The 22,900-nt window shown below is 73.2% G+C and carries 21 protein-coding genes; 12 read left to right on the forward strand and 9 right to left on the reverse strand.

Annotated elements, in window-relative coordinates; translation table 11 throughout:
- Positions 1 to 20 precede the first annotated feature (20 nt).
- From ACFY04_RS18285 to ACFY04_RS18295, 3 genes are all read right to left on the reverse strand, one after another.
- The gene (locus ACFY04_RS18285; protein WP_389117838.1) at positions 21 to 1,805 is read right to left on the reverse strand and encodes a glycoside hydrolase family 15 protein; all 1,785 of its coding nucleotides are present in this window, start codon (positions 1,803 to 1,805) and stop codon (positions 21 to 23) included.
- 76 nt (positions 1,806 to 1,881) lie between these two features.
- Positions 1,882 to 4,437, reverse strand: a complete 2,556-nt coding sequence (locus ACFY04_RS18290; protein WP_389117840.1) for a discoidin domain-containing protein — start codon at positions 4,435 to 4,437, stop codon at positions 1,882 to 1,884.
- Positions 4,438 to 4,611: 174 nt separating this feature from the next.
- Positions 4,612 to 5,175, reverse strand: coding sequence for a DoxX family membrane protein (locus tag ACFY04_RS18295; RefSeq protein WP_389117842.1), 564 nt, complete (start codon positions 5,173 to 5,175; stop codon positions 4,612 to 4,614).
- Between the two features lie 123 nt (positions 5,176 to 5,298).
- Between ACFY04_RS18295 and ACFY04_RS18300 the strand changes: the two genes are divergently transcribed.
- Both ACFY04_RS18300 and ACFY04_RS18305 read left to right on the forward strand, forming a co-directional pair.
- Positions 5,299 to 5,763 (forward strand): MarR family winged helix-turn-helix transcriptional regulator, encoded by a 465-nt coding sequence (locus ACFY04_RS18300; protein ID WP_389117843.1) that lies wholly within the window; start codon positions 5,299 to 5,301, stop codon positions 5,761 to 5,763.
- Between the two features lie 54 nt (positions 5,764 to 5,817).
- On the forward strand, positions 5,818 to 6,114 hold the full coding sequence (locus ACFY04_RS18305; protein WP_389117844.1) for a YkvA family protein: 297 nt from the start codon (positions 5,818 to 5,820) through the stop codon (positions 6,112 to 6,114).
- A 190-nt stretch (positions 6,115 to 6,304) separates the two neighbouring features.
- Here the strand turns inward: ACFY04_RS18305 and ACFY04_RS18310 are convergent, their stop codons facing one another.
- Both ACFY04_RS18310 and ACFY04_RS18315 read right to left on the reverse strand, forming a co-directional pair.
- A complete protein-coding gene (locus ACFY04_RS18310; protein WP_389117846.1) occupies positions 6,305 to 6,940 on the reverse strand; it encodes an alpha-ketoglutarate-dependent dioxygenase AlkB in 636 nt (211 codons plus the stop codon).
- A gap of 52 nt (positions 6,941 to 6,992) precedes the next feature.
- Entirely contained in the window at positions 6,993 to 8,216 is a 1,224-nt protein-coding gene (locus ACFY04_RS18315; RefSeq protein WP_389117848.1) for a hypothetical protein, read from the reverse strand.
- Positions 8,217 to 8,581: 365 nt separating this feature from the next.
- On the opposite strand from ACFY04_RS18315, the gene ACFY04_RS18320 reads away from it, so the two are divergent.
- The 3 genes from ACFY04_RS18320 to ACFY04_RS18330 all read left to right on the forward strand — a co-directional run bounded on the left by ACFY04_RS18320 (position 8,582) and on the right by ACFY04_RS18330 (position 10,158).
- Positions 8,582 to 8,809 carry a CbtB-domain containing protein gene (locus ACFY04_RS18320; RefSeq protein WP_030708804.1) on the forward strand — a complete coding sequence of 76 codons (228 nt, stop codon included), beginning with the start codon at positions 8,582 to 8,584 and terminating at the stop codon, positions 8,807 to 8,809.
- Positions 8,810 to 8,821: 12 nt separating this feature from the next.
- Positions 8,822 to 9,658 (forward strand): CbtA family protein, encoded by an 837-nt coding sequence (locus ACFY04_RS18325; protein ID WP_382535205.1) that lies wholly within the window; start codon positions 8,822 to 8,824, stop codon positions 9,656 to 9,658.
- A 95-nt stretch (positions 9,659 to 9,753) separates the two neighbouring features.
- A complete protein-coding gene (locus ACFY04_RS18330; RefSeq protein ID WP_389117849.1) occupies positions 9,754 to 10,158 on the forward strand; it encodes an ArsR/SmtB family transcription factor in 405 nt (134 codons plus the stop codon).
- Here ACFY04_RS18330 and ACFY04_RS18335 read toward each other — a convergent pair.
- Complete coding sequence (locus ACFY04_RS18335) at positions 10,077 to 11,090, reverse strand: EamA family transporter (protein ID WP_389117851.1); 1,014 nt, start codon at positions 11,088 to 11,090, stop codon at positions 10,077 to 10,079. The genes ACFY04_RS18330 and ACFY04_RS18335 overlap by 82 nt on opposite strands.
- Before the next feature lie 79 nt (positions 11,091 to 11,169).
- Here ACFY04_RS18335 and ACFY04_RS18340 point away from each other — a divergent pair, with 79 nt between their 5' ends.
- The 6 genes from ACFY04_RS18340 to thpR all read left to right on the forward strand — a co-directional run bounded on the left by ACFY04_RS18340 (position 11,170) and on the right by thpR (position 18,414).
- Complete coding sequence (locus tag ACFY04_RS18340) at positions 11,170 to 12,048, forward strand: LysR family transcriptional regulator (protein ID WP_389117854.1); 879 nt, start codon at positions 11,170 to 11,172, stop codon at positions 12,046 to 12,048.
- Positions 12,049 to 12,185: 137 nt separating this feature from the next.
- A complete protein-coding gene (locus ACFY04_RS18345; protein WP_389117856.1) occupies positions 12,186 to 13,547 on the forward strand; it encodes an MFS transporter in 1,362 nt (453 codons plus the stop codon).
- Between the two features lie 76 nt (positions 13,548 to 13,623).
- Positions 13,624 to 15,120, forward strand: a complete 1,497-nt coding sequence (locus ACFY04_RS18350) for a hypothetical protein (protein ID WP_389117858.1) — start codon at positions 13,624 to 13,626, stop codon at positions 15,118 to 15,120.
- 90 nt (positions 15,121 to 15,210) lie between these two features.
- Positions 15,211 to 16,476, forward strand: a complete 1,266-nt coding sequence (locus ACFY04_RS18355; protein WP_389117860.1) for an AAA family ATPase — start codon at positions 15,211 to 15,213, stop codon at positions 16,474 to 16,476.
- Positions 16,473 to 17,771, forward strand: coding sequence for a VWA-like domain-containing protein (locus ACFY04_RS18360; protein WP_389117861.1), 1,299 nt, complete (start codon positions 16,473 to 16,475; stop codon positions 17,769 to 17,771). Before ACFY04_RS18355 ends, ACFY04_RS18360 begins: the two co-directional genes overlap by 4 nt.
- Positions 17,772 to 17,829: 58 nt before the next feature.
- On the forward strand, positions 17,830 to 18,414 hold the full coding sequence (gene thpR / locus ACFY04_RS18365) for an RNA 2',3'-cyclic phosphodiesterase (protein WP_389117862.1): 585 nt from the start codon (positions 17,830 to 17,832) through the stop codon (positions 18,412 to 18,414).
- Between the two features lie 40 nt (positions 18,415 to 18,454).
- Here thpR and ACFY04_RS18370 read toward each other — a convergent pair whose 3' ends face one another.
- The 3 genes from ACFY04_RS18370 to ACFY04_RS18380 form a co-directional block, all read right to left on the reverse strand.
- On the reverse strand, positions 18,455 to 19,465 hold the full coding sequence (locus tag ACFY04_RS18370; RefSeq protein ID WP_389117864.1) for a TauD/TfdA family dioxygenase: 1,011 nt from the start codon (positions 19,463 to 19,465) through the stop codon (positions 18,455 to 18,457).
- A gap of 41 nt (positions 19,466 to 19,506) precedes the next feature.
- Positions 19,507 to 20,550 (reverse strand): hypothetical protein, encoded by a 1,044-nt coding sequence (locus ACFY04_RS18375; RefSeq protein ID WP_389117865.1) that lies wholly within the window; start codon positions 20,548 to 20,550, stop codon positions 19,507 to 19,509.
- A gap of 726 nt (positions 20,551 to 21,276) precedes the next feature.
- Entirely contained in the window at positions 21,277 to 21,456 is a 180-nt protein-coding gene (locus ACFY04_RS18380; RefSeq protein WP_389117867.1) for a hypothetical protein, read from the reverse strand.
- 151 nt (positions 21,457 to 21,607) lie between these two features.
- Here ACFY04_RS18380 and ACFY04_RS18385 point away from each other — a divergent pair, with 151 nt between their 5' ends.
- Positions 21,608 to 22,870, forward strand: coding sequence for a DUF418 domain-containing protein (locus ACFY04_RS18385; RefSeq protein ID WP_389117868.1), 1,263 nt, complete (start codon positions 21,608 to 21,610; stop codon positions 22,868 to 22,870).
- The last annotated feature ends 30 nt before the right edge of the window (positions 22,871 to 22,900 follow it).

The raw sequence follows: 22,900 nt of genomic DNA on the forward strand, positions 1-22,900 counted from the left end.
GTCTCAGCGCGTCGTGCGGGTCAGGCCGGGCTCGCCAGGGTGAGCGCGGTGTTCACCAGGCCGACGTGGCTGAACGCCTGCGGGAAGTTGCCGAGTTGGCGTCCGGCGAGGGGGTCGTACTCCTCCGCGAGCAGGCCCACGTCGTTGCGTACGGACAGCAGCCGCTCGAACAGGGCCCGGGCCTCCTCCGGCCGGCCCGTCATGTGCAGGGCGTCGGTCAGCCAGAACGAGCAGGCCAGGAAGGCTCCTTCGTCCCCGGGCAGCCCGTCGACGGTGGAGCCCGCGGTGCTGTAGCGGCGGACCAGTCCGCTGCTGCCGAGTTCGGCGCGCACGGCGTCGACCGTGCCGACGACCCGCGGGTCGTCGGGGGGCAGGAATCCGACCCTGGGGATGAGCAGGGTCGCCGCGTCCAGTTCGGCGGAGCCGTAGTACTGGGTGAAGGTGCCCCGCTCGGGGTCGTAGCCGTTGGCGCACACGTCGCGGTGCACCTCGTCGCGCATGGCCCGCCAGCGCTCCACGTCGCCGTCCAGGGAGGGGTCGCTCTCCAGGGTGCGTACGGCCCGGTCGGCCGCGACCCATGCCATCACCTTGGAGTGCACGAAGTGGCGTCGGGGGCCGCGGACTTCCCACAGGCCCTCGTCGGGCCGGTGCCAGTTGCGTTCGAGGAAGTCGAGCAGCGCGAGCTGGATCCGCCAGGCGTGACGTTCGGAGGGCAGACCGGCGGACCGGGCCAGGTAGAGGGAGTCGATGACCTCCCCGTACACGTCCAGCTGGAGCTGGTCCACGGCGGCGTTGCCGACGCGGACCGGGGCGGAGGATGCGTAGCCGCTCAGCCAGGGCAGTTCGCTCTCGGGGATCCGCCGCTCGCCGGCGATCCCGTACATGATCTGGAGGTCGGCGGGGTCGCCCGCGACCGCGCGCAGCAGCCACTCGCGCCAGGCGCGGGCCTCGTCGAGGAAGCCGGTGGACAGGAGCGAGCCGAGGGTGAGGGTGGAGTCCCGGAGCCAGCAGTAGCGGTAGTCCCAGTTGCGGACGCCGCCGAGCTCCTCGGGGAGGGAGGTGGTGGCCGCGGCGGCGATGCCGCCGGTCGGGGCGTAGGTGAGGGCCTTGAGGGTGATCAGGGAGCGGGTGACCGCCTCCTGGTAGGGGCCCTCGTAGCGGCATTGCGCGGTCCATTCCCGCCAGTCGGCGAGGCTCTGCTCCAGCGCTTCGAAGGGGTCGCAGGGATCGGGTCGCGGCCGGTGCGAGGGGTGCCAGGTCAGTACGAAGGCGACGCGCCGGCCGGCGGTGACCGGGAACTGGGAGCAGGTGCTGTTCGCCTCGCCCCAGGTACGGACCGGGGGTTCGCTGCGGAACCAGGCGGAGTCGGGCCCGGCGATGGCGACCCGGTCGCCGTCGCTGCGGCGCACCCAGGGCACGACGTGTCCGTAGTCGAAGCGCAGGCGCAGGGTGCTGCGCATCCTGACCGTGCCGCTGATGCCCTCGACGATGCGGATGACGTCGGGGGCGACCTCGCGCTGGGGCATGAAGTCGGTGACCTTGACGGTCCCGGTTTCGGTCTCCCAGTACGATTCCAGGATGAGCGAGCCGTCGACGTAGGCGCGGCGGGTGCAGGGCTCGCCGACGGCGGCGTCGAGGGGCGCGATGCGCCAGTGGCCGTTCTCCTCCTCGCCGAGGAGCTTGGCGAAGCAGGCCGCCGAGTCGAAGCGCGGCAGGCACAGCCAGTCGATGGACCCGTCGCGGCCGACCAGTGCGCTGGTCATCAGGTCGCCGATGAGTGCGTAGTCTTCGATGGGTTGTGTCATTTGTGCGCTATTCCCTTGAATGTCCGGGGCCAATCAGCTCAGGCCCCGGACATCGCTCATGGGGTCAAGGTCAAGGTCAGGAGATCGTGACGAACTGACCGATGCTCGGTACGCCCTGGGCGTCGAGGGCGAAGAGCATGTAGGTCCCCGGCAGGACCACACCGGTGTCGCCGGGCACGGACACCGTGTACGTGCCGCCTCCCGTCGCGGTGGACACCACGGGAACCCGGCGCTGGTCGTTGTCGGTGGAGTGGGTCGCGGCAGCGGCCCGCATCAGGACGAAGGACGCCACCGAGCCCTGGGTGTTCACCGTGAGCGAGGCGCCGGGGGCCGCCCTGGGGGGCACGCCCGCGGTGATGGCGGGACGCGGCTTCGGGGTTCCGTCCGCGTTGAGCAGGTACGGCGGGGTGAAGATCGCCCCGTCGGCGTGGTTGGTCGCGCAGTCGCCGCACAGACCGCCGCCGCCGGAGAAGATCCGTCCGTCGGGCAGCAGGTTGGCCACGCTGTGGTAGTTGCGCGGGACGGCCATGGTGGCGAGCGGGGTGAAGGCGCCGGTCGCCGGGTCCCACAGTTCGGGGGTCAGGACGGAGGTGGCGTCGCTGAACGGCACCGGATAGGCCTGACCGCCGAAGACGGCCACCTTGCCGTCGGGCAGGACCACGCTGTTGCCGAAGGCGCGGGCATGCTGCATGTCACCCGTGCGGGCGGCCTGGACCTGGCTGCCCGAGATGCCCACGGTGTAGGCGCGCTGGGTGGCCGGGGTGTCCTGGTAGGCGGGCGAGCCGCCCAGGGTGAGCAGTTTGCCGATGTCGTAGGCGACGGCGTTGCCGGTCATGGCGTCCTGGCTGTCGGCCCGGGTGCCGGCGGAGGTGATGCCGCCCTGCCCGCTGGTGGAGATCCAGTTCATCTGCTTGCTCGGGCCCAGCTGCAGCACCTTGCCGCCCGAAGTGGCGTGCAGCCACATGTGGTTGTCGGCGCGGTAGGGTCCGGCCGGGTCGGCCGTCAGCGCCGGGGCGGCGGGGACGCCGGGCAGGCTGCGCCAGGTGCGGGTGTCCGGGGACCAGACCTCTCCGGCCTTGTCGGTGCCCGTGGCTCCGCTCCAGGATCCGCCGAGCACGAAGGCCTCGCCGGTGGAGAGCAGGGTCATGGCCTGGTAGCCGCGGGCGATGTTCATGCTCGTGGTGGCGGACCAGCTGTCGGTGGCCGGGTCGTAGATGCTCGCCTTCTCCGCGTTGCTGCCGCCGGTGACCAGCACCCGGCCGTCGGCGAGCATGGCTATGCCGGGACAGAACATGTCGTGTCCGGTGTTGTCGATCCGGCGCTGGGTGACCTTGCCCGTCTTCAGGTCCAGGATCGCGGTCTGTGTGTAGCCGTTGCTGCCGCCGAAGCGGTCGACGGCGTACGCCGACCAGGCCAGCAGCTTGTCGCCGGGCAGGGCGGCGGTGGCCACCGGCACCAGCGGGAAGCCGGTGATCCGGCCCCAGGAGCCGTGGACGGCCGGGCTGGCCGGACCGCTCAGGCGGATCTCACCGGCGGAGGTCCACGGCCCGCGGCCGCCGGCCTCGCTGGTCACGGTCAGCCGGACGAAACGGGCGGATGCGGCGCGGGTGAAGGTGGCCGTCTTGACGGTGTCGTCGTCCCGCCAGGTGCCGGAGGCCACCGGTGTGCCGAAGGTGACCCCGTCGGCGCTGGTGGCGATGGAGTAAGCACCCGCGCGCCCGTTGGGCCCGTTGGAGCGGGGATGGTAGACGAGGGCGGAGACGACCTCGGTGCGGTGCATGTCGACGGTGATGCTGTGCGGCAGCGGGGTGGGGGTGGGTGCGTACTTGCTGTGCCAGATGGTGCCGTCATTGCCGTCCAGCACGTTGGCCGCGCGGCCGTTCTCGGCGCCGGTCTCCTCGTCGCTCGCCGTGGCCGTCCATCCGGCGCGGGACAGGTCGATGGTGGCCGCCGGGGTGCCGGGGTCGCCCAGCAGGTCGATCTCGGCGGCGGAGGACCACGGTCCGCGGCCACCCGCCTCGCTGAGCGCGGTCAGCCGGACGAACCGGGCGCCCTGGGGGGCGAATCCGAGGGTCTTGGGGCTGGCGTCGTCCGCGAGCGTGCCGGTGGCGACCGGGGTCGCCCAGCTCAGCCCGTCGGTGCTGAGGCTGATGCTGTACTCACCGATGCGCCCGTTGGGCCCGCTGGTGCGGGGACGGTAGACGAGGGCGGAGACGACCTCGGTGCGGTGCATGTCGACGGTGATGACGTGCGGCAGCGGGGTGGGCGTGGGGACGTACTTGCTGTGCCAGATGGTGGCGGTGTTCCCGTCGAGGACATTGGCCGCGCGGCCGTTCTCGGCGCCGGTCTCCTCGTCGCTCGCCGCGGCCGTCCATCCGGCGCGGTCGAGGATCGGAGCGGTCGGCTCCATCGCGTTCGCGGGGACGATGCCATGGTGCGGCGACTGTTTCGCCGCCTGCTGGTCGAAGGGCACGGGCGCGGGACGGGGCGCCGGTGCGCGGCCGGCCGCTGCGGTGCTCGTGACCACGAACCACGGGGTCAGACCGATCAGCAGGGAGCCGAGGCCGAGAGCGATGAGCAGGTGGGAACGGCGTATCGCGCGGTGAAAGGCGAGGAAGCGCCTGGACTGCAATCTGACCTCCTGGGGCGAACTGATGTGCCCCGTAGAACATAGGTGAGCACAGCAGCAACCCACCTGAAGTCAAGGAGAGTTGGCGCAAATCCATATGGCCGGTCGGAATACGTCGACGCCGGGCGGGCCGCTGCGGCCCACCCGGCGTGCACCGGTCTCCGGCCTCCGGTCCGGCTAGTCGCGTACGAGGAGCAGGACGGCGGCGAGGACCACGCCGAGGGTGACGGCGAGGGCGCCGTGCGCGAGGCGGTGGCTCCGCAGGACGGGCAGGAAGCGGTCGGCGGCGTACCGTCCGGGGCCGGTGAGCGCGAGGGCCGCGGCGCCCGCGGTCAGCAGCAGCTCGTACTCGATGCCCTTCGGGGCGAAGAAGGCGCCGGCGCCGTGGACGGCGATCGCGTTGATGAGGGTGCCGACGACGGCGGCCCCGGCGAGCGGGGTGAGCAGCCCGAGGGCGAGGCCGAGTCCGCCGAGGGTCTCGGTGAGACCGGCGAGGACCGCCATGGCGTCGCCCGCGGGGTAGCCGCTGGCGGTGAAGAACTGGCCGGTGCCGCTGATGCCGCCGCCCCCGAACCAGCCGAAGAGCTTCTGCGAGCCGTGCGCCGCCATGGTCAGGCCGAGGACCAGGCGCAGCAGGAGCAGGCCGGTGTCGTGGCCCGGGGTGGAGAGGGCGGAGGGCTCGGGACGTGCGGCCGGCGCGGCGGCCTGCGGCTTCGTCGCGGTGACGGAGGGGCTGGTCATCGGGGGGGATCCTTCCGGTCGGGCGGCCCGGTGGGGAGGCGGGAGAGAGTTGTTCAAATTCGAACCGCTAGGCCCGACCCTAACCATTGATTCAAATTGGAACAACCCGTGTAGTCTTGAGCCATGGCTGAACCGAGATGGCTGGACGACCGCGAGATGCGCGCCTGGAGCGGGTTCCTCGCCGCATCGGCCCTGGTGAACCGCCGTCTCGACCAACAGCTCAAGGACGAGGCCGGGCTCTCGCACCCCCAGTACGAGATCCTGGTACGGCTCGCCGCGGCGCCCGGGCGCGAGCTGCGGATGACCGAGCTCGCCAACGGGCTGATCAACTCCAAGAGCGGGCTGACCTACCAGGTCACCCAGATGGAGAAGGCCGGTCTGGTCCGCCGCCGCAGCTGCCCCTCCGACGTGCGCGGCGTCTTCGCCGTCCTCACCGACGCCGGCAGCGCCAAGCTGGAGGAGGCCGCCCCCGGGCACGTGGCGACGGTCCGGGAGATCCTCGTCGACGTCCTCACCCCTGCCCAGCTCGACGCGCTCGCCGACGGGCTGGGCGAGGTCGGCCGCAGGCTGCGCGGAGAAGGCACCTGATGGATCCGGCCGCCCGCGAGGTATCGCGGCCCGATATCGGGGTATAGGGCCGCCATGGACGGAAAGGTCTGGCTCGCCCTGGGCATGGTCGTCGCGGTAGGGCTCGCGATCGCCGCGGCCGTGCTGCTCGTACGGGTCTTCGCGGCCCGGCGACTGCTGGCCGACGCGGGGATCCCGCTGCACGACAAGGCCCTGTTCTGGGCCGCGGTGATCTACACCGTCTCGCCCGTGGACCTGATTCCGGACCCGGTGTACCTGGACGACATCGGAATCCTGCTGCTGGCGCTGCGCTCGCTGCACGCGGCGGCCGGGGCCGTCCGCTCCCCGAAGGAGCCCGGCGCCGCCGCCTGAAGCGTCCGGGGCGGCCGTGCCGGTCAGACGTGCCGGTCGAAGAGGACCGGATTCCCGTCCGGGTCGACGACGAGGAAGCCCGGGCCCGACTGGAGAATGCGCCGAGATCCATGCGCACCGGCCTGGACGCCCCCGACCGGGCCGCAACCGCGCCCGCGAGCGCGGGCGGCGGCGGACGGGAAGCGGCTGGTCAGCGGACGTCGTGGGGCCGGAACTGGATGCTGATGCGAGGGCCGACGGCCCGCGCCGACTTGGGTACGGCGTGCTCCATGGTCCGCTGGCAGGAGCCGCCCATGACCACGAGGTCGCCGTGGCCCAGGGGCAGCCGCAGCAGGGTGGCCCCGCCGTCGCGCGGGCGGAAGGCGAGATCGCGCGGATCGCCGACGGACACGATGGCCACCATCGTGTCCTCGGCCGAGGAGCGGCCGGTCCGGTCACCGTGCCAGGCGACGCTGTCGCGGCCGTCGCGGTACAGGCACAGGCCGGCGGTGGTGAAGGGCTCACCGAGCTCGGCGGCGTAGTGGCCGGTCAGCGCCTCGCGGGCCTCCGTGAGCGAGGCGTGGGGCAGGGGCTCGTCCGCGGCGTAGAAGGCAAGCAGCCGGGGCACGTCGACCTCCCGCTCGTACATCTGCCGCCGCTCGGCGCGCCAGGGCACGTCGGCGGCCAGCCGCTCGAAGAGCGCGTCGGCGCCGCTCAGCCAGCCGGGCAGGTGATCGACCCAGGCCCCGGCCCCGAGGTCCGTCCGCCGCATGCCGCCGAGGGGGCCGAGCCGGATCTCGTCGCCCTGGTCGAAGAGGGAACCCTGAAGGCCCTGGACTGCGTGCATGGATCCACCCTAACCCCGGTAACCGAACATGTGCTCGAATATCTCGCTGTGGCTAGACCGTCTCTTCCCGCCCCGTACGGCGCGACGGCCGGCACAGCAGGGTGACGGCCACGGAGGCCCCGGCGACGACGGCGATCGCGGTGCCCGGGGCGACGTACTGGGCCAGGCCCCCGGCGATGGCGGCGCCGATGCCCTGCCAGGTCATCCGGCCGGCCGACTCGACTCCCTGGACCTGGCCGCGGATGGCCTCGGGAGTCTGTTCGAGGAGCTGCTCCTGGAGGGGCAGGGTGGCCGCGAACCCGGCACCGGCGAGGAACACCGCGACCGCCGCGACCGGGACGGGCAGGTGGACGGCGAACAGCAGGAAGGGGGCGGCGAGCAGCAGCCGCAGGGCGAAGGCGAGGCGGCGTCGCCGCTCGGCGGTGAGCAGCCGGCCGACGGTCAGGTCCCCGAGGAGCATGCCCGCCGAAGCGGCGGCGAGGAAGGTGCCCGCCCGGCCGGGGTCGTAGGAGAGGAACAGGGCCTCGCAGCCGGCGATCAGGCCGTTGGGGACCCACAGGTTCAGCAGCAGCGTCCGGCGGCCGGGGTGGGCGAACAGCTCGGCGTTCGCCGTCCAGGTCCGGCGCAGCCCGGGCCGGCGGGTGAGCCGGATCGAGCGTTCCCGGACGGTGGCGGCCGCCGCGGCCGACCCGAGGGCGGTCAGGGCCGCGGCGACGGCGAAGACCCCGCACGGGCTCAGGTGGCGCAGCAGTACGGCGCCGACGGCGTAGCCGGTGATCACCGTGCCGCCCGAGGTGATGTTCATCAGCGAACGGGCGGGCGCGTAGGCGGAGCTGGGCACGGCCTCGGCGAGCAGCCCCAGCCGGGTGCCGGAGCCGAGGGACTGGAAGAAGCCCAGCGTCAGCAGGAGGGCGAACCGGGCCGCGAGCGGCAGCCCCGGGACCGCCTGGGCGGCGACACCCACCAGCGAGACGAGTTGGAGCAGGAGCAGGGTCCGGCGGGGCCGCTTCCCGTCCGCGACGGACATCAGCGTCAGCGCGCCGAGCACCGTCGCGAACGTGGCGCCGTACATGCTCACGGCCGTCAGGAACGGGGAGCCGGTCCGGTGGTTGACCAGTGTGCCGAGCGCGAAGCCGGACAAAGTACTCGCGGCGACGGTGAGGGTAAAGCTGATGTACAGGCCGCTGAACTCCTTGTTGCGAAGCAGGTCGCGGTAGCCGGTGGTGGCGGTGGCCGGAGGTACGGCAGGGCTGGTGGTGGATCGGTGTGAAGGCATGAAAAAAGCCTCCGGACACATGCACGGGGCACGCACGCCGAAGGCCAACGGGGTCATTTTAGCAGTCTGCAGGTCCAGTTGACGGACACTCCGGGTCCCGCGGGCCGCGCCTGACCCTCATTACCGCAGCGTAGGCGTGTGATCAGGGACTCACGGTCTTGGCCGCAGGCGCTGCGCACGGTACCGTCACGGCGACATTTCCACATAGCGACGACGGCGAGACGGAAGTCCGGTGTGAATCCGGCATGGTCGCGCCACTGTGTGCTGCGGCGGCATCTCCACGATGGCGTCGCGGCGAGTCAGACCCGAGGACCGTCGTCCTGCACCACCGTATGGGACGCGTTGTTCCCCGAGGAGGTTCCATCATGGCCGAGGCTGTCGCTTCCGCTGCCGTATCCACCCCCGCCGGCTCCCTGTCGGCTCCGCTGCCTGTGCGCGCGGTGCTGCCCTGGGCGCTCTTCGTCGGTCTCCTGATGCTCGTCGCCCTGTACTTCGTCGGCGCCGAACAGGGCGCCACGGCCGTGTTCGCCGGTGAAGGCGTGCACGAGTGGGTGCACGACGGTCGTCATCTGCTCGGCTTCCCCTGCCACTGAGAGGCCACGCACATGTACGCCTCTACTGTCAGAGGACTGCTGGTCCGCGGCATGCTCGCGGGCCTGATCGCGGGGCTGTTCGCCTTCGCGGTCGCCTATGTGGTCGGTGAGCCGCCGGTACGGGGTTCCATCGCCGTGGAAGAGGCCCAGGCTGCCCAGGACGCCGCGAGCGCCCCGAGCGCGCACGCCGGGCACGGCGGTGACGCCGCGTCGGGCGAGGCTGCCGAGGAGGAGGAAGAGCTGGTCAGCCGGCCGGTTCAGTCGACCTTCGGCCTGGCCACCGGTGTCCTGGTCTACGGGGTCGCGCTGGGCGGCATCGCCTCCCTCGCGTTCTCGTTCGCCCTCGGCCGCGTCGGCGGGTTCAGCCCGCGGGCCACGGCGGCGCTCACCGCGGCGGGTGCCTTCGCCACGGTCTACCTGGTGCCGTTCCTGAAGTACCCGGCCACCCCGCCGGCGGTCGGCAACCCGGACACGATCGGTCAGCGCACCACGCTGTTCTTCCTGATGATCCTGCTCAGCGTGCTGCTGGGCATCGGCGCGATCATCCTCGGGCGGCGGCTGGCACCGCGCCTGGGCAACTGGAACGCCACGCTGACCGCGGGCGCCGGCTTCATCGTCGCCGCCGCCCTGGCGTTCGTGTTCCTGCCGGACAACAGCGACGCCGTCCAGCCCGGTTTCCCCGCGGCCCTGCTGTGGGAGTTCCGGGTCGCCTCGCTGGCCGTCCAGCTCGTCCTGTGGGCCGTGTTCGCCGTCGTCTTCGGCGTCCTCGCCCAGCGGCTCCTGGCCGCGCGCGCCGACGGCGCGGAAGTGACGGCTCCGGCTCAGCAGGAGGCGCCCGCGCTCGGCTGATACCGAACGCGCCGCCTGTGCCCGGGCCCCGCCGACCCCTTGTGGGGGTGGCGGGGCCCGGGCACTTGCGCGGAGGGGCGCCCTACGATGGGCGCATGAGTGCAGGCAGACACCTGGCAGGTGCACACGGTGCGCAGATCGTGCCGGACACACCGGGCACACCGGGCACGCCCGGCACGCCGGGCGCGCCTGAGCGGGGCGACCGGCTGGAGGCCGCCGCGTCCGTGCTCGCCCTGCTCGCCGACCGCACCCGCCTGGCGCTCATGGAACGCCTCGGCCGGGGCGAGGCCGATGTCACCACCCTCACCGAGGCGTGCGGAGCCGCCCGCCCCTCCGTCAGCCAGCACCTCGCCAAGCTCCGTCTGGCCGGGCTGGTCACCACCCGCAAGGACGGCCGCCGGGTCGTCTACGCCCTGGGTCACGGGCATTTGCGGCGGCTGGTGGACGAGGCCCTGAACGTCGCCGACCACCAGCTCGGTTCCCTCCCGCCGCACGACTGACCACCACGTCGACCGGAGCCGGCCGGGCGGCCTGGCGGGCGGCCGGGCGGCCGGCCGGGCGCCGGAAGCTGTCCCGCCACGATCGCGGCGAGCGCGAGCCCGAAGCCCACGAGTTGCACCGGGCCCGGTGTCTGGCCGAGCAGCACGGCCCCGAGCAGTGCGGCGACCAGTGGCGAGAGCAGGCCGAGCACCGCGGCGGAGGTGACGGGGAGGCTGCCGATGCCCTGGAACCACAGGACGAAGGTGGCCAGGCCGCAGACCAGGGAGAGCCAGAGGTAGCCGAGGGCCGCGGTCGGGCCGATGGCGGGCGGTGGCCCTTCGGCGAGGAAGGTGACGGGAATCAGGAACAGGCCGCCGGCCGTGAGCTGCCAGCCGGCGAAGGCGGTGGGTCCCATGCCGGCGGGCCGCCCCCAGCGCTTGGTGAGCGTCACCCCGAGCGCCAGTACGGCCGCGGCGGCCAGGCCCGCCGCGATGCCCACGGCGTCCAGCGCCGCGTCCGGGCCGATCACCACCCCTCCGATGCCCACGACGCCGATGACACCCCAGGTCAAGCGCCGGGCGGAGAGGCTCTCGTGGAGGACGGTCACGGCCAGGACGGCGACCATGAGGGGCATGGCCGCCGTCAGGGTGGCGGCCACGCCTCCGGGCAGGCGTTCGGCCGCGATGAACAGCAGTGGGAACAGCAGTCCGATGTTCAGCGTGCCGAGCACCGCGACCCTCCCCCACCAGACCCCCCGGGGCGGTGTGCGGGTGAGCGCCAGGGCGATCAGGCCGGCGGGTAACGCCCGTAACAGGCCTGCGAACAGGGGGTGTCCCGGCGGCAGCAGCTCGGTGGTGACGATGTAGACCGTGCCCCACGTCAGGGGGGCGAGCGCGGTCAGGAGCGTGCGGGGCAGGTTCCCACGGGCCGCCCGTGCGGCTGGACTTGTCATGCTTCGGAGTCTCATGGGGCCCGGTCGATGAGTCCAACACATGTTTGTCAGCCCATCGATCGTGATCCACGATGGATCGATGGAGCTCCAGCAGATGCGCTACGTCCTCGCCGTCGCCGAGACGAACAGCTTCACCCGTGCCGCCGAACGGTGCCTGGTCGTCCAGTCCGCCCTGAGCCACCAGATCGCGCGCCTGGAACGGGAACTCGGCGCGCGGCTCTTCGAGCGCACCAGCCGCCGGGTGCGGCTGACACCGGCCGGTGAGGCGTTCCTCCCGGCCGCCCGTCAGTGTCTGGACGCCGCCGAGCGGGCGGCCGCCGAGGTCGCGGCGGCCGTCGGAGAGGTCCGCGGGCGGCTCGCCGTCGGGCTGATCCCGACCGTCGCCGCGGTCGACATCCCCAGCGCACTGCACGACTTCCGCCGGCGGTACCCGCACGTGCGCGTCAGCCTGCGGGTGGGCGCGAGCGAGGACCTGGTCGAGCAGGTCCGGGAAGGGGTCCTCGACGTGGCTTTCCTGGGACTGCCGACCACCGCCCGGCCCCAGGGTGTCGCCGCCCGCGAACTCGCCCGGGACCGGCTCGTCGCCGTGGTCGCGCCGGACCATCCGCTCGCCGCCGAAGCGGCGGTCGACCTGCGCAGGCTCTCCCGCGAGGTGTTCGTGGACCTGCCGGCCGGAACGGCGGGACGGGTCCAGTCCGACCTGGCCTTCTCTGCCGCCGGTCTCACCCGTGACGTCGCTTTCGAGGTCACGAGCGCCGACTACATCGCCCGCCTCGTGGGACCGGGCCTCGCCGTGGCCATGCTCCCCTCCGCCTACGCGCCCCGGCTCACCGGAGTGGCGACCGTCGAGGTGACCGACGCCCCGGCGCGCGTCGAGTACGCCGTCTGGAGCCGGACCGGCCGCACCCCGGCGGCGGCTGCCTTCCTCACCGCGCTCGACGGCCACGTTCCCACGTAGGCCGTCCCTTCCGGATCGGGCCGGGCCCGGCCCGCCCGGAACGGCGCACAACAGGTGCACAGGTGCGCACATGTTGACTACGCTGGATCCGACCGAATCCGACGTGCTGTCATCGATCGCCGACCGGGACGGGGACCGTGCTGTCCGTACTGCGCAACGCCGGCTATCGCCGCCTGTTCACCGCCCAGGTCATCGCCCTGGTCGGGACCGGCCTGGCCACCGTCGCACTGAGCCTGCTCGCCTACGAACTCGCGGGCGAGCGCGCCTCGGCGGTCCTCGGTACCGCCCTCGCGATCAAGATGATCGCCTACGTCACCATCGCCCCGGTGATCGGCGCGATCGCCGACCGGATTCCCCGCCGCGTCCTGATGACGTCCATGGACCTGACCCGCGCCGGTGCGGCCGTGGCCCTTCCGTTCGTCACCGAGATCTGGCAGATCCACGTCCTGATCTTCCTGCTCCAGGCGGCGTCGGCGGCCTTCACCCCGACCTTCCAGGCCACCGTCCCCGCGATCCTGCCCGCCGAACGCGACTACACCCGGGCCCTGTCGATGACGCGGCTCGCCTACGACCTGGAGAGCCTGTTCAGTCCGGTCCTGGCCACGGCGCTGCTGAGCCTGGTCTCCTACGACTGGCTGTTCGCCGGCACGGCCGTCGGCTTCCTCGCCTCCGCCGCGCTCATCGTCGCCACGGCGCTGCCGGGACCCGCCCCGGTCGAGCGGACCGGCGGCGTCCGTACCAGGGCCGTCTTCGGCACCCACCTCTTCCGGGCCACCCCCCGGCTGCGGGCCCTGCTCGCACTCGACCTCGCGGTCGCCGCCGCCGGAGCCGTCGTCCTCGTCGACACCGTCTCCCTGGTGCGCGGCCACCTCGACCGCCCGGCCGGCGCCGTCCCGCTCGCCCTCGGGGCGTACGGCGCCGGATCCATGGCGACCGCGCTGTTCCTGCCCCGCCTCCTGCAACGCTCCACCGACCGGGCGGTGATGCTCCGTGCCGCCTTCGCCCTCCCGGTGGCCCTGGCGGCCGGGGCCGCGCTCGCCGCGACCGGCCCGCGCGCCTGGTCCTGGCCCGCGCTCCTGGCCGTCTGGGCCGCGATCGGCGCCGCCTGTTCGGCCGTCCTGACTCCGGGGGGCCGGGTGATCCGCCGCTCCACCGCCGACGCGGACCTGCCCGCCGCGTTCGCCGCCCGCTTCTCCCTCTCCCACGGCTGCTGGCTGCTCACCTACCCGCTGGCCGGGTGGCTCGCCGCGGGGGCGGGGCTGCCGCTGACCGTTCTGGTCCTGGGCGCCGTGGCCCTGATCGCCGCCACGGCCGCGGCGGTGATCTGGCCGGCCCGGGATCCGTACCGGCTGGAACACGTGCACCCGGACCTCCCGCCCGGTCACCCGCACCTCGCCGACGCCCGCCCGGCCACGGGCGGTTGGCGGCACGGCCACCACTACGTCATCGACCGGCACCACCACCGCTGGCCCGGGAAAACACCTGGCCGGTCGTGCTGAGCAGCGCTACGATCACCGCGATGACCACTCATTCCGTTCACAGATCGGGGGTCCCGTCCACGCAAGGTGAGCGCTGATGCCCACCGAGAACGTGCACGGGGATTCCCGCCTCTCCCTCTGGCTCCGCGTACGCGAGTACGCCGTGCCGGCGTCCATGATCGAGACTGCGACCGCCCGCCGCTCCGCCGGGGACTGGGCCGGGGCCTGCGCCGCCGCGGGCATCGACGTCGATCTCGATCTCCGTTTCCTGGCGCGCTCGCGCGGCCACGACCTCGCCGCCCGGATCCGGGCCGACCTTCGCCACCTGGCGCCCGACCTGTTGCGCTGGCACATGCCGCGCATCGCTCCCGACGGACTGCTGCGCCCGGGGCTGACCGTCGCCCTGGCCCGGTACGACACGGCCCCGCGCGACGAACCGCATGCCGCGCACGCCGTAGACCCCACGCACCCCGGAGACCCCGGAGACCCCGTACATCCTGGGCACCTTGGGCAACTTGGGCACCCCGTGTACCTCGTGGCCAGGACTCCGCCGGCGTGGGCGGACGGCGGCCAGCGGATCAGCCTCGCCCTGTGGGACGGATCCCGCTCCGGGCACGGCCCTTGGGGGGACCCGCGCCGCGGGCCCCGTCCCGACCGCCGGTTCCGCCTCGACCTGCACCGCCACCTGTGGGACGCCCGCAGGACCGACGAGCTGCGGGCCCGGTCCGGGGCCGACCGGCCGCCCGCCGACAGCCTTCCCGCACCCGACGCCGAACTCCTGGCGGCGCTCCCGCACGGGCACCGGTGCGCCGTCGGCAGGTGGGCCGCCGAGGCCGGGATCCTGCTCCGCGCCGAGGGCCGGACCACCGGCAGCGTCGCCGTACGGCTGGGGGCCCGGCAGCGGCTGGTGCTGGACCTGGCCGCGGACGGCCCGGGGCCGCCCGTGGCGCGGACCGGGGAGGCGCCCGCCGACGGCAGCGCCTCCGCGCTGCCGGTCCTGCCCGACGCGGCGGTCTGGACCCTGCCCGACCTGGACCTGATCCGCTCCGGAGCCATCGAGGCCGGGCGGCTGCACCCGCTGGTCGCCTCGGCCCTGGTACCGGACCGTGCACCGGCCGGACCGGCATGGACCACGGACACGGACGCGGGCCGTGCGGGGCAGCCCCGCCCCGTCGAGTGCCGGGGCGCCCGGCACCGTATCGGCCTGGTCGACGGGGTACTGGCCGCGCTGGACCACGACCCGGCCGAGATCCGCCGGGAGGAACTGCTGGCCGCGCTGACCGGCACTCCGCTGCCCTGCCTGCAGGCCATCGACGCGACGCACCGCCGGCCGGACGGCCTCACCGGGGTCCGCGAACGCCTCGACCACGGCGACATCGCCGGGGCGCTGGCCGTGGTGGAAGGGCTGCTCGGCCCCGACGCCCCGCTGCGCGCCGGGGCCCTGCGGGACGAACTGGAAGCGGCCGCGCTACGGCGGATCACCTACGGGCTGTTCCGGGCGGGCCTGGCCGGACCCGGCCCCGGCCGGATCCGCCCCGGAGCATCCCGTCCACGGGACCACCGGCTCCACCCGCGCCAGGCACAGGCCCGCTGACCCCGGGGCCCTCCGGCCCTCGGCCCCTCTCCCTTCTCTCCCCCGGTCCCCCGGACCGCCCACTCCTCACGAACCCACAGGTGATCACTCATGCCCTCGCACACCCCGTTCACGTCCACCGGTGCCCCCTCCCCACTCGACCAACTCGACGTCGCCGAGCGGCTGCTGGCCCTCCTGCGCGACACCACCACCGAACCGCGCCCCGACGACCAGCTGGCGGCCCTGACCCTGGCCGTGGCCGCCGACCTGCCGGTACTCCTGTGGGGTGAGCCCGGCATCGGCAAGACCGCGGCCCTGACACAGCTCGCCGAGACCCTGGACCTGCCCCTGACCACGGTGATCGCCAGCGTGCACGAGCCGTCCGACTTCTCCGGTCTGCCCATCGTCGGAGACGATCCCGCCGAGCAGGGTGTCCCGATGGCCCCGCCGGACTGGGCCGTGCGGCTCGTACGGGCCGGGCGCGGGCTGCTGTTCCTGGACGAGCTGTCCACGGCACCGCCGGCCGTCCAGGCCGCCCTGCTCCGCCTCGTACTCGAACGCCGGATCGGCTCGCTCCAACTGCCGCCCGGGGTACGGATCGTGGCCGCCGCCAACCCGAGGGGCTCGGCGGCCGACGGCTGGGAGCTGAGCCCGCCCCTGGCCAACCGGTTCGTCCACCTCCAGTGGACCCACGACCACGATGTCGTGGTCCGCGGGCTCGGCGGGACCTGGCCCCGGGCGACCCTGCCGCGCCTGGACGCCGAGAGGCTGCCGGCGGCCGTGGACCACGCCCGCCGGGCGGTGTGCGGGCTCCTCACCACCCGCCCCGCGCTCGTGCACCGGCTCCCCGGCACCGAGACCCGCCGGGGAGGTGCGTGGCCGTCGCCCCGCAGCTGGGAGATGACGGTACGTCTGCTCGCCTTCGCGCAGGCGGCCGACTCCTCCAGGGAAGTGCTCTCCATGCTGGTCAGGGGCACGGTGGGGGACGGTCCGGGGCTGGAGCTGCTGGCCGCTCTGGACCGGATGGACCTCCCGGACCCCGAGGAGCTGCTCGCCGACCCGGCGGGCGCCGACCTGCCCGAGCGGGGGGACCGGCGCCAGGCCACGCTCGACGGCGTGGTGGAGGCGGTCCGCAGGCGCCCGGACAGGGCCCGCTGGTACGCGGCGTGGGCGCTCCTGGTCCGGGCGCTGGAGACCGGGGCCCCCGACCTGGTGGTCGTTCCCGCGACCACCCTCGCCACGCTGCGCCAGGAGGACTGGGACGTGCCGGAGTCGATCGAGCGGCTCGCCGGAGTGGTGGCCCTGTCCCGGCGGGCGGACCTGTCGCAGGAGCGGGCGGCGGCCCGGACCGGGGACCCCGTGGGGGCCGGCCGATGAGCGCACCGGCGACGGGGCCAGGGCGGGCGGGAGCGCACCCGGCGGGGACGCAGCGGGCCGGGGCACTGGACCTCGACAAGCTCTTCGCGGCCCGGCTGCACGCCGCCCGGGTCCGGCCCTACCTGGCGACGGCGCTGTTCGCCCTGCACACCGTGGAATCACGGCGGGTGCCGACGATGGCCGTCGACCGGCACTGGCGGTGCTACGTCTCGCCGGGGTTCGTGGACCGGACACCGGTGGAGGAGCTCGCCGGGGTCTGGGTCCATGAGGTGTCCCACCTGCTGCGCGACCACCACGGGCGCGGCGACCGGGTCGCCCGGGAACGCGGACTGACCGGCCCGGGCGAACGGCTGCGGATGAACATCGCCGCGGACTGCGAGATCAACGACGATGCGTACGGCGAGGGTCTGGTACGTCCCGAAGGGGCGCTGACGCCGGAGTACCTGGGGCTGCGCCCGGGCGAGCTCATGGAGGACTACCTGCGGCAGTTCGGGCTCGGACCGCTCACGCAGGAGCTGGTCTGGCTGGACTGCGGCAGCGGCGCCGACGGCCTGGAACGCGCATGGGACCTGGGGCCGGACGGCGCGCACGGCCTCAGCGCGCAGGAGCAGGACGCGGTGCGGTTCCGGGTGGCGCAGGGGATCAACGGCCGTCCCGGAAGCACGCCGGCGGGGTGGCGGCGGTGGGCGGAGGAGGCGTTCCAGCCGCCTCAGCCCTGGCGGGAGTTGCTGGGGGCGGCGGTCCGGTCGGCGGCCTCCGGTGCGGGCGCGGGCGAGGACTACAGCTACGCCCGGCCCTCCCGGCGCTCGGCCGCGGTGCCCGGCACCGTACTCCCGAGCCTGCGGCGCAGACCGCCCCGGGTCTGCGTGGTCATCGACACCTCCGGTTCGGTCAGCGACGCCGAACTGGGCAGTGCGCTGCTGGAGGTAGCCGCGATCGCCCGTGCCGTGGGCGGCCGTAGCGACATGGTGAGCGTGGTGCCGTGCGACGCGGCGGCCCGGATCGTGCACCCGCTGTGCAGCGGTGAGGGCATCCCGCTGCTGGGCGGCGGGGGTACGGATCTGCGCACGGGATTCGCCAAGGCCCTCGGCACGGGACCCCGGCCCGACGTGATCGTGGTCCTGACGGACGGGCAGACGGCCTGGCCGGCCACGCGACCGCCCTGCCGCACGGTGGTGGGCCTCTTCCCCCGGGATCGGGGGAGCCGTTGGAGCGAGGACGACCCCGACTACGTGCCGGACTCCCCGCCCGCCTGGGCCCGCGTGGTGACCATCGGATCCCCCGGCGCCCGCTGACCCGCACCCCACCGGGCAGAAGATGACGGAACGTGCCCGAACAGGATACGAAGACCTCGTGAACGAAAAGACCCAGGCAGCGACCGTCCGCGTGTTCATAGCGCTGGCCCCGCCCGACGACGCGAAGGAAGAGCTGGAGCAGCGGATGCAGCCGGCCTACGCCGCGTACCCGCGCATGCGCTGGAACCGCATCGAGGACTGGCACATCACCCTGGCCTTCCTCGGCGAGCTCCCGGTCACCGCCGTCGAACTGCTGCGGCCGCCGCTCGCGGAGCTCGCCGCGGCCCGGCGGCCCCTGCGGCTCGCGCTGCGCGGCGGCGGGCACTTCGACGAGCGGGTCCTGTGGACCGGGATCGGCGGAGACCTCGAAGGACTGCACCTGCTCGCCACCGAGGTGCGCGCCGCGGTCACCGACTGCGGCGTCCCCTTCCACGGGCGGCCCCTGCGCCCCCATCTGACGCTGGCGCGCTCCCGCCGCCACGACACCACCAGCGCGGTGGAGGCCGCCACCGGGCTCGACGCGTTCACCGGCCGCCCGTGGGAGGCCCGGCGCCTCCACCTCGTCGGAAGCAACACCGGCCGCGGCCCCGGCCCCATCCACTACCGCGACATCCAGTCCTGGCCCTTCGAGGGCGACGGCTGACACCGGCACGGGCTGCGCAACCCGGCAGGCTGGACGCCGGTCAGCGGGCGAGTACGTGGCCGTCGTGGGGACGGTGGTCGCGGGAGCGGCGCAGGTCGGTGGTGACGTAGGTGCGTTGCAGCCAGCGGTCTGCTCCGTCGTAGCGGGGGTGGAAGGCGGTGCGGCCATGGACGGTGACGCGGTTGTCGATGATGACCAGGTCGCCCGGGTTCAGGCGCAGGGTACGGGCGGTCGCCTCGCAGGCGCGGCCGAATTCGGTCAGCGCGGCGGCGGCCCGAGGGGTGAGCGGGGTGGTGACGAGTTGGGCCATCCGTATGTCGGGATCCTCGTCCGCTCCCGACAGCACCGGTCGGGGCTCGACGTCGGGCTCACGCGTCGCAGCGCCGGAGCCGAAGGAAGGTGGTGGTGTGGTGATGAACTCCGGTGCGAACAGGGCCTGGCGACTGGCCGGGGTGAGGAGCGGCAGCGCTTGGCGGATGCCGGCGACGCGCATGCCGGCGAGCTGGTCGTGGTCGGCGCGCAGGCACAGGAAGACCACGTAGTCGGGTGGGTGGGGGTGGAAGCCGTTCTCGGTGTGGAAGGACAGCGGCACCGATCCGGCATTGCCGTGGAAGCTCTCCTGCCCGGGCACGGGCACGACGTCCTGCACGAGGGCGCCGGATTTCTCCGCCCGGTAGGCGAGAGGCTCGCCGAGCCCGCAGGCCACCATGGTGAGCACCGCGGCCGGGACGGTGGCCCGGCGCTGGACCGAGCCGGCTACGGACGGTGTCGCGGGCAGGGCCGCCTGATCGACGGGCAGGCCCCCGATCACCAATGTGCCGTGCGGGCCGGAGTTCCTTCGAAATCGGCGCAGCCCACGGCGCAGCGGGAACGGAAGGTCCTCCCAGGCGTCCCGGGCCCGGGCCACCCACCCGGGGTGGTCGACCTGGTCGTGCTCGCCGGCGCACAGGGTGCGGGCCACTTGCTCGCACGCGCCGGCATCGACCGGGTCGAGTGCCCAGTCGGCGACGACGGCAGAGCTTTGGGTGGTGCCGGGCGTCGTCTCGGGCATCAGGGGCTCCTGCCGGAGGTGTGGGCGGCGGACACGCGGACTCACGCGTGGCGCAGGCCGGCCACGGCGTCGGCGATGTAGTGGTCCCCGAATCGGATCAGGGAGGCGTACTGGGCCGCGCGGCGATGGCGCATGAGCCGTAGTTCGGCGACGGCGTTCTCGGGGCCTTCGGGTTTCTGAGCGATGGAACGGCGCAGATGCACCATCGAGTACGCGAGGGTGACGTGCCGTTCACCGTCCACGATGTCGGCTTCCAGGAGCGCGTCCCGTGCCTCGGCCAGCTCCGGGGCGCGGGCCGCCAACTGCTCGTAGGTGTCGGGAACCACGGACAGCAGCTCCTTCATCGCCGCCCGGAACAGCTTGTATCCGCGATGCTGGCGCCCGCTCAGCGGGACGTCCACCGACGGGGGCGCCATGGTGTGGCGTATCGCCGCCATGTAGTAGTCGGCCGGGACCGTACTTGCGTGGGTCATGGCCGCCGGGAAGCCCCGCACGTACACCGTCGCATCTGCCAGCCGTGGCAGAGCGGCATCGCCGTCGCCGTGCCGTAGATGGCGGGTGGCGTCGGCCACGGCCACCGCGGCGCAGATGTTGAACAGGACGTGGACCTGGTGCCCGATGAGCCACCGAGCACTCCACACGCTCTCCATCGACGCCCCCGCAGCAGGCTCGGGGACGGCCGCCGGCGGTATGGAGTCAGGGTCTGCGCCCGGCACCGCGCCGGTGAGGTCGAGCACCGCCTGCCGCATCCCGGCCGCCTCCAGCGCCAGGTCGGCGCCCGACAGCGGGGCCTCACACAGGTCTTCCAGACCGCGGTGGACGACCAGGACACCGTGCAGGGCGGCCTGCTGATCCGACAGTTCCCCCTCACGGACCCGGAAGAACGACTGACTGGTCGACTCCGCCGGCAGTCCCTCACCGGCCACGGCCGGATCCAGAGCCGACAGCGCGGCCACCAACTCACCTGCAGCCGCAGCGGACTGGCGCAGCGCGCGGGTCCGCTCGACAGGTCTGGCATGGGTCGCCAGCCCGGCCAGCACGCGCGCGGCCCGCTCCGCCTCGGCATCGACCCGTGGGCCCAGCACCGGGACGGACCGCCCGCCTCGGGGCTCACGGAAAACAGCGACAGCAGGATGACCGGCAACCGGCGATAAGCCCATGGTTGAAGTACTTCGCCAAGAACGCTCCACACGAAACCTGATCGGCAAGATCATTCCCGCGCGTGCGCCGGAGCCGGCCGGCGTGGTCCGTACGGGTGAGCTCGCGTGCCCAACTGTCGCCGCATACCCGCCGCCCGCCGGGTGCCGCCCGCCGGGTGCCTGCGGCGTCGGTGCGTAGCGTTGCCCGTCTGCTGCCGGCCGTTTGCGTACACCCCACACCGCGCCGGCGTCCTGCCCGGAGCCCGCCGACCGGCGCGCAGCGCCCAGCCCGGCGGCGTCAGCCACCACGCGCCCGCCCTCGCGAGGTGCCGTCGAAGCGGGTGATGTACACCTGCTTGTCGATGCCGGCGTGGGCGCTGTAGAGGCGGTTTCCGAAGCTCCTGGACAGCCCCCCGTGGTGCTGCCCGGGTCGACCGGGGACGGCCCGGACCTGGGCACGTCGGGGGCCGGCTGTACGGCGTGGTCCGCGAGGCGCAGGGCGTCACGACGCGCTTCGCCGTCCTGGAGAGGCGACCGTTCAGCTGCCCGGTACAGGTAGCGCGATTCGAGACAGCCTGGAGTCGCAGCAGAGGCCGGTCCACTCCGGAGCCTGACCTCGCGGAGCCCTCTGGCCGAACCCGCATCGCCCCGCCATAAGCACACGGGGATGAATCACAATGAAACAGTACATCGAAGGATGTACACGCGCCGCTCCAGGTTCACCTGCCAGTTCCGACGACCGGCGCCGGTGAAGAAGGCGTTGATGCCGGACCAGGCGCCCGTCGGTTTCCGCTGCGGCAGCTCGGTCTCCTGCCGTATGCCGTCCGCGAGGTCCCGCTCCCCCGTCGCCATCGCATCGAACGCCTCAGTGCGCAGCGCCTGGTCTTCGGCCGCGGCACGGGCAACTGGGCTACCGTCACCAGACCACGGTGCGCGGCTCCTCCCGTCAGCTCTGCCAAGTTCGGCCCGAGAACGGCTCGACCAAGCCGGCCGCCTGTACGACATGGGCAGGAGCCCCCACACCCACGACCACCTGGGGGAAGCAGTGCCTTTGACGGCCGCCCGCACACGAGAAGACCGGCCGGCGCGAATACCGGAGGTCGACGCCCTGCGCGGCTTCGCGCTCATGGGCATCCTCCTGGTCAACGCGCAGATGATGGCCAATCCGTACGGCCTCGGAGCCATCACTGATCCGGGGGCCTCTGCCCTTGACGGGACCGTCGAGGGTGTCGTCCTGACCTTCGCGGTCGGCAAGTTCTACCTGATGTTCTCGTTCCTCTTCGGCTACAGCTTCACCCTGCAGCTGGCCTCCGCCGAACGCGCCGGCGCGAGCGCGGTTCCCCGGCAGCTGCGCCGTTCGCTCGGCCTGCTCGTCCTGGGCGTCCTGCACGCCGTACTCCTGTACACCGGCGACATCCTCACGACGTACGCGGTGCTCGGCCTGATCCTCATCGCCGCACGCAACTGCACACCCGGCGCGGCACTCCGCGCCGCCCGAATCCTGTACGGATGCCTCAGCGTCTTCCTTGTCCTTCTCGGCTTGGGGACCCTGTTCATGTCGGATGCCGAAACAGCCGAAGCGGACGCCGAACTCGCGGAAGGCCTGCCCGAACTCATCGCCGGCTACCGCGGCGACGCATCGTCCGTCGTGCAGGCCAACATCGGCCAGCTGCCCGACCAACTCCTCGCCACGCTGCTCATGAGCGGCTTCGTCATGACGGCCTTCCTGGTCGGGCTGCACTGCGGCAAGCGGCGCCTGCTCGCCGACACGGGGCACCACCGCGCGCAGATGCGCCGCATCTTCCTGCTCGGTGCCGCCGTCGGCCTGCCCGGCAGCCTCTTCATGGCCATGACCACCACCGGCCCGCTCGGTCCGCGATGGTCGACCTTCGGTCTGATGGTGGGAACGGTCACTGCCCCCGCCCTCACCGCCGCGTACATCTGCGGAATGCTCCTGCTCATGAAGACCACCCGCGGCGCACGGATCGCAGCGGTCTTCGCCCCCGCCGGCCGGATGGCCCTGACGAACTACCTGAGCCAGTCCCTGATCACGGCCCTCGTCTTCACCGGCTACGGACTGGCCCTGTACGACCGCCTCAGCCCGGCCGTCGTCACACTCGGCGCACTCGTGCTCTACGCCGGCCAACTCGCCCTCAGCAGACGGCTCACGGCGCGGTACCGGTACGCCCCGGTCGAATGGCTCCTCCGCGCGGTCACCCTCGCACGGCTCCCCCACGACCGCGACCAGTCAGCAGCCTCCCGGTGAAGCACACCCCACCGCCTTGCGCATCCCGCC

The sequence above is a fragment of the Streptomyces sp. NPDC001549 genome (assembly GCF_042894025.1).
In the GTDB taxonomy this organism is placed as follows: Bacteria; Actinomycetota; Actinomycetes; order Streptomycetales; family Streptomycetaceae; genus Streptomyces; species Streptomyces kutzneri.

Coding starts and splice junctions, on each gene's coding strand:
- ACFY04_RS18340 (WP_389117854.1), top strand. CDS start 11,170: ATGGAGCTCCAGCAGATGCGCTACGTCCTCGCCGTCGCCGAGACGAAC.
- ACFY04_RS18295 (WP_389117842.1), bottom strand. CDS start 5,175: ATGACCAGCCCCTCCGTCACCGCGACGAAGCCGCAGGCCGCCGCGCCG.
- ACFY04_RS18315 (WP_389117848.1), bottom strand. CDS start 8,216: ATGCCTTCACACCGATCCACCACCAGCCCTGCCGTACCTCCGGCCACC.
- ACFY04_RS18285 (WP_389117838.1), bottom strand. CDS start 1,805: ATGACACAACCCATCGAAGACTACGCACTCATCGGCGACCTGATGACC.
- ACFY04_RS18300 (WP_389117843.1), top strand. CDS start 5,299: ATGGCTGAACCGAGATGGCTGGACGACCGCGAGATGCGCGCCTGGAGC.
- ACFY04_RS18355 (WP_389117860.1), top strand. CDS start 15,211: ATGCCCTCGCACACCCCGTTCACGTCCACCGGTGCCCCCTCCCCACTC.
- ACFY04_RS18350 (WP_389117858.1), top strand. CDS start 13,624: ATGCCCACCGAGAACGTGCACGGGGATTCCCGCCTCTCCCTCTGGCTC.
- ACFY04_RS18320 (WP_030708804.1), top strand. CDS start 8,582: ATGGCCGAGGCTGTCGCTTCCGCTGCCGTATCCACCCCCGCCGGCTCC.
- ACFY04_RS18305 (WP_389117844.1), top strand. CDS start 5,818: ATGGACGGAAAGGTCTGGCTCGCCCTGGGCATGGTCGTCGCGGTAGGG.
- ACFY04_RS18385 (WP_389117868.1), top strand. CDS start 21,608: ATGGGCAGGAGCCCCCACACCCACGACCACCTGGGGGAAGCAGTGCCT.
- ACFY04_RS18330 (WP_389117849.1), top strand. CDS start 9,754: ATGAGTGCAGGCAGACACCTGGCAGGTGCACACGGTGCGCAGATCGTG.
- ACFY04_RS18310 (WP_389117846.1), bottom strand. CDS start 6,940: ATGCACGCAGTCCAGGGCCTTCAGGGTTCCCTCTTCGACCAGGGCGAC.
- ACFY04_RS18370 (WP_389117864.1), bottom strand. CDS start 19,465: ATGCCCGAGACGACGCCCGGCACCACCCAAAGCTCTGCCGTCGTCGCC.
- ACFY04_RS18325 (WP_382535205.1), top strand. CDS start 8,822: ATGTACGCCTCTACTGTCAGAGGACTGCTGGTCCGCGGCATGCTCGCG.
- ACFY04_RS18380 (WP_389117867.1), bottom strand. CDS start 21,456: ATGGCGACGGGGGAGCGGGACCTCGCGGACGGCATACGGCAGGAGACC.
- ACFY04_RS18335 (WP_389117851.1), bottom strand. CDS start 11,090: ATGACAAGTCCAGCCGCACGGGCGGCCCGTGGGAACCTGCCCCGCACG.
- ACFY04_RS18360 (WP_389117861.1), top strand. CDS start 16,473: ATGAGCGCACCGGCGACGGGGCCAGGGCGGGCGGGAGCGCACCCGGCG.